Origin of the sequence: Bradyrhizobium sp. Ash2021, from assembly GCF_031202265.1 — a bacterium.
Taxonomy (GTDB): Bacteria; Pseudomonadota; Alphaproteobacteria; order Rhizobiales; family Xanthobacteraceae; genus Bradyrhizobium.
The window spans coordinates 6,725,004-6,738,369 of sequence record NZ_CP100604.1; the positions used below are offsets into that span (position 1 = coordinate 6,725,004).

The 13,366-nt window shown below is 59.8% G+C and carries 13 protein-coding genes and 2 pseudogenes; 6 read left to right on the top strand and 9 right to left on the bottom strand.

The window, feature by feature from the left end; translation table 11 throughout:
- Positions 1 to 56: 56 nt before the first annotated feature.
- The 4 genes from NL528_RS32535 to NL528_RS47280 form a co-directional block, all read right to left on the bottom strand.
- On the bottom strand, positions 57 to 1,286 hold the full coding sequence (locus NL528_RS32535) for a cytochrome c (RefSeq protein ID WP_309178462.1): 1,230 nt from the start codon (positions 1,284 to 1,286) through the stop codon (positions 57 to 59).
- A 30-nt stretch (positions 1,287 to 1,316) separates the two neighbouring features.
- Positions 1,317 to 3,083, bottom strand: coding sequence for a GMC family oxidoreductase (locus NL528_RS32540; RefSeq protein ID WP_309178463.1), 1,767 nt, complete (start codon positions 3,081 to 3,083; stop codon positions 1,317 to 1,319).
- Between the two features lie 42 nt (positions 3,084 to 3,125).
- Positions 3,126 to 3,944 (bottom strand): gluconate 2-dehydrogenase subunit 3 family protein, encoded by an 819-nt coding sequence (locus tag NL528_RS32545; protein ID WP_309178464.1) that lies wholly within the window; start codon positions 3,942 to 3,944, stop codon positions 3,126 to 3,128.
- Positions 3,945 to 4,223: 279 nt separating this feature from the next.
- Positions 4,224 to 4,541: an integrase core domain-containing protein gene (locus NL528_RS47280; protein WP_375143916.1), complete on the bottom strand. Its 318-nt coding sequence runs from the start codon at positions 4,539 to 4,541 to the stop codon at positions 4,224 to 4,226.
- A 213-nt stretch (positions 4,542 to 4,754) separates the two neighbouring features.
- On the opposite strand from NL528_RS47280, the gene NL528_RS47285 reads away from it, so the two are divergent.
- From NL528_RS47285 to NL528_RS32555, 3 genes are all read left to right on the top strand, one after another.
- Positions 4,755 to 4,838, top strand: a complete 84-nt coding sequence (locus NL528_RS47285) for a hypothetical protein (protein WP_375144086.1) — start codon at positions 4,755 to 4,757, stop codon at positions 4,836 to 4,838.
- 219 nt (positions 4,839 to 5,057) lie between these two features.
- On the top strand, positions 5,058 to 6,341 hold the full coding sequence (locus NL528_RS32550) for an IS256 family transposase (protein ID WP_309176722.1): 1,284 nt from the start codon (positions 5,058 to 5,060) through the stop codon (positions 6,339 to 6,341).
- Positions 6,342 to 6,434: 93 nt separating this feature from the next.
- Positions 6,435 to 6,596, top strand: a complete 162-nt coding sequence (locus NL528_RS32555) for a hypothetical protein (protein WP_309178465.1) — start codon at positions 6,435 to 6,437, stop codon at positions 6,594 to 6,596.
- A gap of 193 nt (positions 6,597 to 6,789) precedes the next feature.
- Here the strand turns inward: NL528_RS32555 and NL528_RS47290 are convergent, their stop codons facing one another.
- Both NL528_RS47290 and NL528_RS32560 read right to left on the bottom strand, forming a co-directional pair.
- On the bottom strand, positions 6,790 to 7,089 hold the full coding sequence (locus NL528_RS47290; protein WP_375143917.1) for a cupin domain-containing protein: 300 nt from the start codon (positions 7,087 to 7,089) through the stop codon (positions 6,790 to 6,792).
- Positions 7,090 to 7,322: 233 nt separating this feature from the next.
- Positions 7,323 to 8,402: pseudogene (locus NL528_RS32560) on the bottom strand (IS630 family transposase).
- Between the two features lie 463 nt (positions 8,403 to 8,865).
- Between NL528_RS32560 and NL528_RS47295 the strand changes: the two are divergent.
- Both NL528_RS47295 and NL528_RS32570 read left to right on the top strand, forming a co-directional pair.
- Positions 8,866 to 9,381 (top strand): SIR2 family protein, encoded by a 516-nt coding sequence (locus NL528_RS47295; RefSeq protein ID WP_375144087.1) that lies wholly within the window; start codon positions 8,866 to 8,868, stop codon positions 9,379 to 9,381.
- 228 nt (positions 9,382 to 9,609) lie between these two features.
- Positions 9,610 to 10,074 carry a hypothetical protein gene (locus NL528_RS32570; protein WP_309178467.1) on the top strand — a complete coding sequence of 155 codons (465 nt, stop codon included), beginning with the start codon at positions 9,610 to 9,612 and terminating at the stop codon, positions 10,072 to 10,074.
- A gap of 33 nt (positions 10,075 to 10,107) precedes the next feature.
- Here NL528_RS32570 and NL528_RS32575 read toward each other — a convergent pair.
- Positions 10,108 to 11,232, bottom strand: a pseudogene (locus NL528_RS32575) (IS256 family transposase); the annotation flags it as partial.
- Between the two features lie 285 nt (positions 11,233 to 11,517).
- Entirely contained in the window at positions 11,518 to 11,778 is a 261-nt protein-coding gene (locus tag NL528_RS47300) for a DUF3237 family protein (protein WP_375143918.1), read from the bottom strand.
- On the opposite strand from NL528_RS47300, the gene NL528_RS32580 reads away from it, so the two are divergent.
- Positions 11,752 to 12,884 (top strand): IS3 family transposase gene (locus tag NL528_RS32580; protein ID WP_143206051.1). Its coding sequence is split into 2 segments (ribosomal slippage): positions 11,752 to 12,007 and positions 12,007 to 12,884, totalling 1,134 coding nucleotides; the frame shifts between segments, so codons are not numbered across the junction. The two genes, NL528_RS47300 and NL528_RS32580, sit on opposite strands and share 27 nt — an antisense overlap.
- Positions 12,885 to 12,942: 58 nt before the next feature.
- On the opposite strand, the gene NL528_RS32585 is transcribed toward NL528_RS32580, so the two are convergent.
- Complete coding sequence (locus NL528_RS32585; RefSeq protein WP_309178468.1) at positions 12,943 to 13,254, bottom strand: DUF3237 domain-containing protein; 312 nt, start codon at positions 13,252 to 13,254, stop codon at positions 12,943 to 12,945.
- Positions 13,255 to 13,366 lie beyond the last annotated feature (112 nt).

Here is a 13,366-nt window from a genome sequence, read left to right on the forward strand (position 1 = left end):
GGCGGACTGCATCACCAGTTCATCCGGATTTGACTTGTGACAGGCACGGGTCGATCTTATCGAGACACACGGCCACGCAGCGTAGTGACATCCGTAGACTGGACTGCTGACGCGGCATTTCCCCAGGTATTGCGAACATAGGTCAGGACGTCCGCAATCTCTGTGTCACTGAGATTCCAACCGAAGGAGGGCATGGCGGGTGCGGTTGGCGCAGCTGAAGTGGCGGCAGCGCGATTGCCGATCAGAACGACGCGAATCAAGGATGTCGGATCAGTGGACTGGACCAGAGGCGCTTGTGCCAGGCGCGGGAATAGGGTTGGAACGCCGGCGCCGCTGGAAATGTGGCATGCCGCGCAACGGTTTTCATAGATTGCCTTGCCCGCGACCATGCGTGGGTCATCGTGCGCCAGCGCAATCGCCGTTTTCGCGCTTCGAGGAGCACGATCCTTCAGATAGGTGGCGATCGCGAGAAGATCGGCATCTGTCATATGAGAGGTGGAGTTCTCAACGGCCTCGGCCATCGGCCCGGACGCAATGTCGAAAGAGTTGGCACCGGTCTTGAGATAGCGGACGATGTCTTCCGTAGACCAATTACCGATGCCCGTACGGAGATCCGCGGTCAGATCGGGCGCATACCAATCCTGCAACAACGCCCCCTGCAGGGCTTCTCCACTCCGATCGCCGCCGGTGATGTTCTTCGGTGTATGACAGGTTCCGCAATGGCCGAGGCCTTCGACCAGATAGGCCCCACGGTTCCACACATCCGACTTTGCCGGATCGGATTGAAACACGCCGGGCTTGAAATTGATCAAATCCCAGGTGGATGTTGCCGGCCGGCGGACATTGAAGGGAAACGCCAGCTGATTCGGCTGAACCTCGTTGTGCACCGGCTCCAATGTGCGCAGATAGGCCCAGATGGCCGATACGTCTTCGCGAGTAACTTTGGTGTAGGCGGGATAGGGCATGGCTGGGTAGAGGCGAGCCCCCGTTCTTGCGATGCCCTCATGCATCGCCCGCCAGAGATCCGATTCGGACCAGGCACCGATCCCGGTCGCAACATCCGGCGTAATATTTGGACCGACCAACGCTCCGAATGGCGTCTCCAGCGCAGCGCCGCCGGCAAAAGGCTTACCACCCGGCGCAGTGTGGCAGCCGACGCAATCGCCGAGCACGGCGAGGTACCGGCCGCGCTCAATCTTCTCGAACGCCTGGTTGTCTTCCGCCGCGCGCGCGGCAGCCAGGCCGATCGCGCAGGCCGCGAGCGCAAGAGTCACCAGATTACGCATTCTCATGCCAATACCTCGGGGTGCTGGCTGTCAAATCTGCACGAGCGGGCCGGGACTCTTCAGGTAGTGGTTTACGATCGCGTCTGCCGCCCAATAGGCGAGCGCGCCCACAGTATCCGTGGGATTATATCCGGGGTTCTGCGGGAAGGCCGTGGCACCCATGACGAACAGGTTGGGCACGTCCCAGCTCTGCAAATAGCGATTGAGCGCGCTGGTCTTGGGCTCGACGCCCATAATGGCACCGCCGCAGGTGTGCGTTGTCTGGTACACGGTGACGTCGTAATGACCGCGACGCGGGTGCTTCTCAAGCTGCCGCGGTCCCATCTTCTGCACGACCTCAGCCAGCCGGTCCGTCAGGTATGTCGACATCTTGAGCTCGTTCTCGTGGAAATCGAACGTCAGGCGCATCAACTTGCGGCCGAAGCGATCCGTGTAGGTCGGATCGAGGTCGAGATACACGTCGCGATAACTGTAGCAGCCGCCATGCGTGACGGCCTCATAGCTGCTCAAGTAACTCTTCGCCACCGCCTTCTTCCACTCGGCGCCCCATCTCGGCGTTGCCTGTGGTGTCCTCGCAGTCTGGATCGGCCGGCCATTGGTCTGCACCGCGCCCATATAGCCGCCGCCGACGAAGCCATGCGGTCCGTGATCGAAATTGTCGCCGTTGAACTCATCGATGCACATTCCGATCGAGCCCGACGCGATGAAGGGATTGAAGATCTTGTCGTCGAAGAACGCGTCTACGCTGGATGTGACTTGGTAGGAATAATTTCGCCCGATCACGCCCTCGCCCGCGCGCGGATCGTAGGGCTTGCCGATTCCCGAGTGCAGCAGCAGGTGCACGTTGAACAACTGGAAGGCGCAGAGCAGCACGAGGTCGGCTGGCTGCTCCCATTCGTTGCCACTGGTGTCGACATAGGTGACGCCGGTGGCGCGTTTTCCTGATTTATCCAGGTTGATCTTCGACACCTCGCACTGCGTGCGCGCCTCGAAGTTAGGGCGGCGGATGAGTGCCGGCAGGATCGTGGTCTGCGGACTAGCCTTCGAGTAGTTGCCGCAGCCGAACCATTCGCAGAAGCCGCAATAGGTACAAGGGCCTATCGTGACGCCGAGCGGGTTCGTATATGCCTGTGAGAGATTCCCGGAAGGTTGCGGGAAGGGCTTGTAGCCCATCTCCTGAGCGGCCTGTGCGAACAGCGTCGGGCCGTATGGCTGCTTCTGCGGCGGCGTCGGATATTCGCGCGAGCGGGCTCCCTCGAAAGGATTGCCGCCCGCCTCTATCCGCCCCTTTATGTTTCCGGCTTTGCCGGACGTGCCGCACAGATACTCGAACTTGTCGTAATGGGGCTCGAGGTCATCATAGGTAATCCCCCAGTCCTGGATCGTCATGTCCTCGGGCAGGAATTTTTCGCCATAGCGCCCCACCAGATGCGTTCTCAGCTCGAAGTCGCTGGGCAGGAAGCGCCACGTCTCGGCATTCCAATGCACGCCACCGCCGCCAACGCCATTGGGCGGCATGAAGGATCCCCAGCTGCGGATCGGGAGCGCCGTCTGATTAGCGTTGTTACGGAAAGTCATCGTCAGCTGCTCCGGCCGCAGGAACAGATCGTGGCGGATGCGGTAGCGCAGCTCATCTTGCGCATAGGCCGGCGGGAAATCGGTCGCCGTGTCGCGCCACGGGCCGCGTTCGATCGCCACCACGTTCAATCCGGCACCAGTCAGCTCATGCGCCAGGATGGAGCCCGTCCAGCCCAGCCCGACAATCACCACATCAGTTGCTGGCAATTTGCGCGTCATATTCCCGATACTCCGGACGAGACTTATTGCGCCTTTGGCAGCCTATTCGGGTCGGCCCGCAATGCCGACGGGTGGCAGCGGATACCGCTCGTTGTGCCGCTCCACCCAGTCGCGGTAATCATAGCGCGCGCCGGGGAATCCGATCATCTTCCAGCCGACCATGTCGCGGTTGCCGCCGTAAACGGGGTCAGCGAAGAACCCCTCCCGCGTGTTCTGCAGCAGGTACTCGAAAAACGTCCGACCGCTCGTTCCTTCCAGCTGCACCTGGCCTTTCTCCAGCCCGACGATGACCTTGTCCTTCTCGTCGTCGGAAAGCTGGACGAAAGATTTTGCCGAGTAGGTGGCGCGACAATATTTGTCCAATGCGGCCAACGCCTGGCGATACCGAGCTGCGGGGGTCAATGGAGACTGGTCGCCCTGCTGCGGCGTTCCGTCGGCGAAGGGCCCGTGCATGTAGAGCCCCTCTGCGCTGCCAAAGGATCCCGCAAGTTGTCGGTCAATGAAGACCGCGCAGCCGGCATCCTTGCCCCCTGGCGTCTGCGGGTCCGGCGGTATCAGCCGGTCGACGAGCGCTTCGATCGCAGCGCCTTCCTCCGGAGTGAAATACGCCCATGGTCCAGGGTGCACCGCTGTTGGTGGAGTGCCGGCATTTGTTGCCCACGGCAAACTGCCCTTGACAACCAGCGCCCGGGCGGAGGTCGCCGAGAACACCAAAGTCATGGCGGTGGTTATGAGTAATTCGCGGCGGCGCACGCCGGGACCAGAGCGCGATGAGCCGGGCATTCCCTCCCCCGCACTATCACCACCGGGGGCCATCTTACCGATACCGTTGACGTTGAGCCGGATTTCTTTCGCGACCATAGTGCTCCCCTGGATCGTGAACACGGAATTCCAAGGTGGCGATGCGTCAAGACAAAAGCATAGCACAGTCTGACGGTTTCTCAAGTCGCGTGGTTCGAGTTCAGAAATTTAGGCGGCCCGGAGATGATTATCACCTCGAACAAAAGCAATCAGCGAATGGCCAGCCATGCTGGTCGGCGACGAAGCACTCGCGCTGTCAATCCTGGATCGGATTGACCCGCTTCTCCTCGCGGAACGCTTCGGATTCCGCCCGTCGCGTCGATGTTCACTTCCTGCCACTTAGCTGCCCATGGGTTCGGTGACGAGTTGTGCCTGTCGGAAATCAAACTCGCACACACAGATGATGAAGTCCGCCGAGAACTGGCGTAGGCAAAATGCGACCAACGGAATGTACTGTTCGCGGCGACGGCGCGTCCTTGTTGTGTAAGATCGCAGCAGATGGCGAAGATGCCGCTCGCCGAACACGACAACGTGGTCAAGACATTCCCGGCGGATCGAACCGATCGCCCTTTCACAATACCCGTTCTGCCACGGCGATCGCGCGGCGGTTGGCCCGATCCCGAATGCCCATCGCCCGAAGGCGGCGGATGAAGACATCACCCTAGACGGGAGCACATATAGTCCGCTACGCCCCCGATAGCGGACTCAAGTCGGACATCGCTGGAGGTCAGTTCAGTGCCACTTGCGGAAGTGAACGCACGATCCCCTCGTCAGCGCGAACTGGGCAGCGAAGGCGGAATGGTGAGCTCGATTTCCAGACATTAGCTCGATGCGACCGAGCATCCCGGGACCGTGCAAGAGCACCAGATCATGTCCGCCCCCGGAATCGTTATCAACGGTGAACTGGCTTATACTGGGAGCGTCGGCGAGACTGTCCAACCAGACTGGATATGACGCGTGAATTCAGTCCAACCGCGAAGGAGAGTCCGATGAAATCGCTTTTGCTGCTTACGGCGAGCGGTCCGCTGCTCATTCTCACGTCGCACGAGTCCTTGCACGATCCGAAGCTCCTCGAGAGCTATGGCCCAAAGTTGGTGACGGCGTGAATCGGGAAGGCGGCATATCGTGGGGGTGTTCAACGCCTCCACTTCTCCACCAAAGGAGCGATATGCCGTGTCTAAGGATACCGTCGTAAAACTGATTCAGCCAGGAACTTTCAGCGACCAACTCACCGACATTTTGCGCGATGGGGCGCGTGCCCTTCTCGCCCAGGCGGTGGAGGCCGAGGTCGCCGGGTTTCTTTCCAAGCATGCCGATTTGAAGACCGAGGATGGCCACCAACGCGTGGTGCGCCACGGTCATCTGCCCGAGCGCGAGGTGATGACGGGCATCGGCGCGGTCCCGGTGCGCCAGCCCCGCGTGCGCGATCGCGAGGCCGCAGCCGGCGATCCCCGCCGCATCCGCTTCTCGCCATCGATCTTGCCGCCCTATATGCGCCGCTCGAAGTCGATCGAGACGCTGCTACCGATCCTCTACCTGAAGGGCATCTCGACCGGCGATTTCTCGGACGCTCTGGCGGCCTTGCTCGGCAAGGATGCGCCCGGCCTCTCGGCCAGCGCCATCGGCCGCCTGAAGGACGGCTGGCAGGATGATCATGCCCAGTGGCGCAAGCGTGATTTGTCGGGCAAGCGCTACGTGTACGTCTGGGCGGACGGCATCCACCTCGAGGCGCGGCTGGAAGATGAAAAGCAGTGCATCCTGGTGCTGATCGGCGCGACGCCCGAGGGCAAGAAAGAGCTCGTCGGGTTCACCGATGGCGCTCGGGAAAGTGCGCAGGATTGGCGCGATCTGCTGCTGGATCTGAAGCGATGCGGGCTCGATGCCCGGCCCGAGCTGATGATCGCCGACGGCGCGCTCGGCTTCTGGAAAGCGGCCGGCGAGGTCTGGCCGAAAGCACGCGAGCAGCGCTGTTGGGTGCACAAGACGGCGAACGTGCTGGGCAAATTACCCAAGAGTGTGCAACCAAAGGCCAAGCGGGCGCTGCAGGAAATCTGGATGGCCGAGACCAAGGCCAATGCCGAAGTCGCCTTCGACGCCTTCATCGAAAGCTACACGCCGAAATACCAGAAGGCCGTCGATTGTCTGACGAAGGATCGCGACCTGCTGCTCGCCTTCTACGACTTCCCGGCCGAGCATTGGAAGCACCTGCGCACCACCAACCCGATTGAAAGCACTTTCGCGACCGTCCGCCACCGCACGATCCGATCGAAAGGCTGCCTCTCAAACAAGACCGCTCTCGCCATGGTATTCAAGCTGGTCGAAGGGGCGCAACGATCCTGGCGACGGCTCGACGGACATGCACACTTGCCAAAGATCATTCTCGGTGTGAAATTCACCGACGGGATCGAGGTCACCGCCAAGCTGGCCGCCCCTCAGCCCGCAACCGCCGCCGCCTGACTGATCAGGCCGTCACCAAAAATTGGCGATAGCTCGCTCCTCGAGGAGCTCAAGCACAAAGGGATTGGCAAGTTCGTTGCCTTTGAGGTTCCAGTGTCGCTCGCTAGGCAGCGCTACGGCGGGCATTTTCAAGCTGTCGAGAGCGGTCTGCACGAGACCGATGATTTGAGAGTGCTCGACTTCAACGGCCAGCGGGTCTTTCAGCTCTTTCGTTTCGATGAACTAGGTGCGCCGATCCTTCAAGAACAGCCGTGACCTGGTTTTGTCTTGAAGCATGATCCGAAGGCAGCCTGGGACTTCCCAGACCGAGCAATCGCAAGAAACGGGTGTTGCGAGCCCGGGATTTGGTCGATGTCGACACGAAAACCGTTCGAATTTCGAATGGTGATAACTTGCCGACATCGGGAATCGCTGGTTCGGCTAATGCTGCCCCAGATGGAAATCCGCTTTACCGACACCCTGCACTAGGACTAACCGACACTAGCGATGTAACACGATGCGGGACTCCCGGCGGAACGTCATATCTGTCACCGACATTCACGTGAACGGATTTGCTTGGATTGCGAGTTTCGATGACGGCCGTGCCTTCAAGACAAAAGAAAATATCGCTTGTATGAGTATGCCAGTGCCACGCGACACATTCGTCGCCCACGAGGCTCAAAGTCGAAACCCGCACGTCCGCTCCAACTGCTACATGCTCTAAGCCGTAAGTGCGTTCGCTAGGCGGCCGAAGATTCACGGAGTCCATTGTTTGTTCTCCCGGTTAGCAAAGTCAGGTGTGCCCGACGCGCAAACGGAACCGGGACTCAAGTAAATCGAAAATAATTGTTCCGCTACAATGCCCCTCACGGGCACAGCCCGGTCGGCCTTGCACCAATTGTAGGTCTTAACTCCCACTCAGTGTTTGCACGGCAAGGTGTTCATCACTCTAATGGCGGTTTCTTGTTGGCACCTTGAGGGTGGCGCGCTAGTTCATCAACGCTAGTGGATCGAATCTAACAGTTGGTGCCCTCGTTTGACGGCGGCGACGATTTTGTCTGGATCTGCGGTCCAAGTGAAGGGCTTGGGATCATTGTTGGTTTGGTCGAGGAAGCGGTTGATGGCGGCCTTGAGTTCACGGACCGACCGGAAGACGCCGCGTTTGAGGCGCCGTTTGGAGAGTTTGGCAAAGAAGCCTTCGACGGCATTGAGCCACGATGACGAGGTGGGCGTGAAATGGAAGGTGAACCGCGGATGGCGATCGAGCCATTTGCGCACCTTCGGGTGTTTATGGGTCGCATAGTTGTCGAGGATGACATGGACCGCTTTTTTTGGCTGGGACTTGAGCCTCGATCTGGTTGAGAAAGCGGATGAACTCCTGATGCCGATGCTTCTGCATGCAGCGTCCGATGACCTTGCCTTCGAGCACGTCGAAGGCGGCAAACAGGGTAGTGGTGCCGTTGCGTTTGTAGTCGTGTGTCATAGTGGCGGCGCGCCCCTTCTTGAGGGGCAGGCCCGGTTGGGTGCGATCGAGCGCCTGGATTTGGCTCTTCTCGTCGACCGAGAGCACGATGGCATGCTCGGGTGGATTGACGTAAAGCCCCACCACGTCATGCAGCTTCTCGACGAAGTTGGGGTCGTTCGAGAGCTTGAATTGCCGGACGCGATGCGGCTGCAGCCCGTGCGCTCGCCAGATACGCTGAACCGAGCTGGCGCTGATGCCGGCCTCTTCGCCATCATGGTTGCGGTCCAGTGCGTGGCCTCTCCTGGCGGATCGGTCTGCGTGAGTGCCACCACGCGTGCTGCAACGTCCGCTCCGAGCGGCGGAATGCGCGAGGGGCGTGTCTTGTCGCGCAGCAGACCCTCGAAGCCCTCTTGCATAAAGCGTTCCTGCCAGCGCCAGACGCAGGTCTTGGACTTGCCGGTCTGGTGCATGATCTCATTGGTGCCGAGCCCGTCTGCACTCAATAAGACGATCTCAGCCCGCCACACCTGCGTCTGCGGCACGTTGCGATCCCGCACGAGCGCCTCCAAACGGAAACGGTCAGACGGAGTAACGATGATCGAAATACCTGTTCGCATGGGCCAGATTCGCATGCAATCGGCTGCTCGGGAATCCCTCAGGGGATTCAAATGTCAGATTTGATCCACTAGGGGCATATGAATGGAAATCGGGCACGCCGCATTGCCGCGATTGACAAGGCGGGCGCGTGACCCCCGCGTATCGTCGTGGCGCAATTAAGACATTGAAGGAAACGGTCTCCCAGCTCACCGCTGGTTCACCACAGCGACGCAGGTGCGCGAGGTGAAGGCGAATCTGGTCATCCAGGGGTCGCTCCGGTAAGGACGTGCGGAGTTCGGCGCTTATCTTCGCAAACAATATAACGAATATGGCCGCATCATTCGCGAAACGCATTACCTCCCCGTCGTCCAGCAGGAAGATTTCGCCAAAAACACCTACCAAGGCCCACGCAATATCGGCGCCCACCGTCCGGGCCTCGTCCATACGAACGAAACCCTCACGTTTGGGAGCGCTAACTCGCGGATCGCGCTTTTCAAGGCCGGTGACGATTTCACGCCAGTCCCGAACCTTCAACCGTACTTCAAGCTTCACGGCTCGATCGACATCCAAGACGGGCGCAACATGGTGCTCATCTTGGGAGGCGACAAAGAGATCGACATCGCCAAACATCCCCTGCTTGAGTCCTATCACGCGCGGTTTCGCATGTGGCTCAATATGCCGAACGCTAGACTGATCGTCATCGGCTACAGCTTCGCGGATACCCACATCAATCGGACGATTTTCGATGCCATCGAAAACAACGGCCTCAAGCTGTTTCTCGTTGGGCCCAAGGGCGCGCTGACTATTTGGGAAAACAAGACCATAAATCCGGGCTCCGTAGTCAAAAACGCGATCGTTGGCGCATCCAGCCGGCCTCTCCGAAACACGCTGTCTGGACGAGACATGGTTGAGCTGATGAAGATCGAGCGATTTTTCCACGACGGCCGTTTCCTACCTCAATACCGCTCTTTAGGTCAGCCATGGGCCAATATCTTCTAACGGGCGCTGGGTTCAGCCGGAATTGGGGTGGCTGGCTGCCGACGAAGCCTTTGAATATCTCTTGGGGTGTTCAGATCGCCTGCCGCATCACCGCAACCTTCTATGGAAGCATCGCGAGCTCGGAACGGGCTTTGAAGGTGTCCTGCAGGAATTGCGGGACGACTACATGAAGAGCCAAGGCCATCACACCGCAAAGCCACTCCAAGAGTTCGATAAAATGCTCTTGGGATGTTCAACACCAAGAACCAAGGCTTCGGAGACCTTGAACCGGTTAAAAATCCCGGATTGGGGCCACAGCCAACGTTTGTCAGGGACTTCCTCGCCCGTTTCGACGCAATCTTCACGTTGAACCAAGACACCTTTTTGGAGCAGCAATACATCAATTCCGGGCTGCTCGACGGCTCTCAGGGAAAGTGGTTCGCCTGCCGCTCACCCGGACTACTGGAAGAAAATATCAACGGCACGCCTTACGCCCCTCCAGGTCTGTTTAGGCCTGCCGACTCTCCCTATACGATCCAAGATCGCGTTCAGCCCTATTTCAAGCTCCATGGGTCAAGCCATTGGCGCGCGCTGAATGGCCTAAGCCTGCTTATCATGGCGGAAAACAAAGGCACCCAAATCGACGGGGTTGCGTTGCTCGATTGGTACCGGACAGAGTTTCGCACGCGACTTTCAAAGCCCGACGCCCGCTGAGCTATCGCCAATTTTTGGTGACGGCCTGATCAGTCAGGCGGCGGCGGTTGCGGGCTGAGGGGCGGCCAGCTTGGCGGTGACCTCGATCCCGTCGGTGAATTTCACACCGAGAATGATCTTTGGCAAGTGTGCATGTCCGTCGAGCCGTCGCCAGGATCGTTGCGCCCCTTCGACCAGCTTGAATACCATGGCGAGAGCGGTCTTGTTTGAGAGGCAGCCTTTCGATCGGATCGTGCGGTGGCGGACGGTCGCGAAAGTGCTTTCAATCGGGTTGGTGGTGCGCAGGTGCTTCCAATGCTCGGCCGGGAAGTCGTAGAAGGCGAGCAGCAGGTCGCGATCCTTCGTCAGACAATCGACGGCCTTCTGGTATTTCGGCGTGTAGCTTTCGATGAAGGCGTCGAAGGCGACTTCGGCATTGGCCTTGGTCTCGGCCATCCAGATTTCCTGCAGCGCCCGCTTGGCCTTTGGTTGCACACTCTTGGGTAATTTGCCCAGCACGTTCGCCGTCTTGTGCACCCAACAGCGCTGCTCGCGTGCTTTCGGCCAGACCTCGCCGGCCGCTTTCCAGAAGCCGAGCGCGCCGTCGGCGATCATCAGCTCGGGCCGGGCATCGAGCCCGCATCGCTTCAGATCCAGCAGCAGATCGCGCCAATCCTGCGCACTTTCCCGAGCGCCATCGGTGAACCCGACGAGCTCTTTCTTGCCCTCGGGCGTCGCGCCGATCAGCACCAGGATGCACTGCTTTTCATCTTCCAGCCGCGCCTCGAGGTGGATGCCGTCCGCCCAGACGTACACGTAGCGCTTGCCCGACAAATCACGCTTGCGCCACTGGGCATGATCATCCTGCCAGCCGTCCTTCAGGCGGCCGATGGCGCTGGCCGAGAGGCCGGGCGCATCCTTGCCGAGCAAGGCCGCCAGAGCGTCCGAGAAATCGCCGGTCGAGATGCCCTTCAGGTAGAGGATCGGTAGCAGCGTCTCGATCGACTTCGAGCGGCGCATATAGGGCGGCAAGATCGATGGCGAGAAGCGGATGCGGCGGGGATCGCCGGCTGCGGCCTCGCGATCGCGCACGCGGGGCTGGCGCACCGGGACCGCGCCGATGCCCGTCATCACCTCGCGCTCGGGCAGATGACCGTGGCGCACCACGCGTTGGTGGCCAGCCACGGCCAGAACGAAGCAGATCAGCGCGATCATCGCGCCAACTTAGCCGATTCTATCATTCGATAAACCCGGATAGGGTTTTCGGTACACACAGGATATCACTTTAAAGGGTAACCGTATTTCCTCCCTACCTTTCGATCAACTGAGATGAATGTCTGTTGCGGATCAAAAGCGCCGATCCAGCCTGGCTTGGGCGATGTCTGGTCTACCCCTAACAGTCGACGTGGCGACCACTGTCGGGGTTAGTCGGTAAGGGCCAGCAGCGGACGTTTGATGCATCGACTACAACACCTGAAAAACATCTAGCGTTCGTGCATTCGCAGAAAGCGAGCCGCTGGCGATCGAGCAGATGCGGTTCATCCATCTGTACTTTTCTGAACTCGTCTCGAAGTAAGGTGTGGTGCGGAAATAGTAGGCTCCCGGGTCGACAATAGAGCCGGTCGCGGAAATCTGGACAGAACGATAAGTGGAATTTCTGCCTGACAGCGGCGATAATTGCCGTGAACAGGAGAGACCATGAGCAGACGACCCCGGCGGAACCACTCACCGGCCTTCAAGGCGAAGGTGGCTCTGGCCGCCATCAAGGGCGATCGGACGATAGCCCAGCTGGCGGAGCATTTCGACGTTCACCCCAATCAGATTACGGCCTGGAAATCACAGCTTGAGGGCGGCGCCTCTGATATTTTCGGATCGGGGGGCGGGACGCCGGCCACGCCCGCGGTCGATGTGAAGTCGCTGCATGCCAAGATCGGGGAGCTGACGCTGGAGAACGATTTTTTAGAAGGCGCGCTCACCAAGGCGGGATTGCTGAGCGCAAAGCGATGATCGACCGTAAGCACGATCTGTCGATCACCAAGCAGGCAGAGATTTTGAAGGTCAGTCGCGGCAGCGTGTACTATCTGCCGCGTCCAGTCTCTTCAGCCGACCTCGAGATCATGCAGCGTCTCGATCGGCTGCACCTGGAGTATCCCTTCGCCGGTTCGCGTATGTTGCGAGGCCTGCTGGCTTTGCAGGGGTGCAAGATCGGCCGCCGGCATGTGAAGACGCTCATGCGGCGGATGGGGATAGAGGCGCTCTATCGCCGTCCGCGCACCACCAAGCCCGAGCCCGGCCACAAGATCTATCCGTATCTGCTGCGCGGCATCGAGATCCGGCGGCCGAACCAGGTCTGGGCCATGGACATCACGTACATTCCGATGGCGCACGGCTTCGTCTATCTCGCCGTGGTGCTGGACTGGGCGACACGTCGTGTTCTGTCGTGGCGGCTGTCGATCACGATGGAGGCGGCCTTCTGCGTCGAGACCCTGGAAGATGCCTTGGCTCGCCACGGCAAGCCGGACATCTTCAACACCGATCAGGGCTCTCAGTTCACCGGCGCGGCGTTCACCGGCCTGCTCGCCAGCAATGGCATCGCCATCAGCATGGATGGCAAAGGGGCCTGGCGGGACAATGTGTTCGTCGAACGGCTGTGGCGCAGCGTCAAATACGAGGAGGTCTATCTGCGAGCCTACGAAACCGTCGGCGAGGCGCGACATTCGATCGGCCGGTATCTCGACTTTTACAACGGCCGACGTCCTCATTCGAGTCTTGACGACATGACCCCGGATCAAGCCTACTTCGATCTTCCGCCGCTCCGCGCGGCGGCCTAACCTCGGCAGAGGCTCCACTTATCGACGCGGAATTTTTGTTCAGACAACCGGGGCCAGCTCAAATCGCGCCTTGATAAAGGCGATCCATGACATCTTTCGGACCATGGCGAAGTCCCTTCCAGGCCGCGTAGATTTGATGGTTGTCGTTGGTTTCGAGGATCAACCGCGCGTCCACCTCCATCACGTCGTCGCGGCGGATCAGCGACCAACCCCCGCCGCCTGGCAACACCTTGCCCTTAAGCTTCGGCCCGTCGAAGCTGCCGCCATCAAAATGAAACATGCGTCGGCGGCCGTAGGGAGTATCGCCGAGACTGGATACTTGAATTTCGAGAGCGAGCGTGAACAGAAACCTGGTGTTGATCTCCGGCATAGAGGCCTCCCGATGACTGGCATCCGCCATGTGCTGCGAAATGTACTTTAAGCCTTTCGGTTTAACTCGCCTACGCCTATGCTTCTCGAGCGCATGCTCCTTCGTTGCTCTG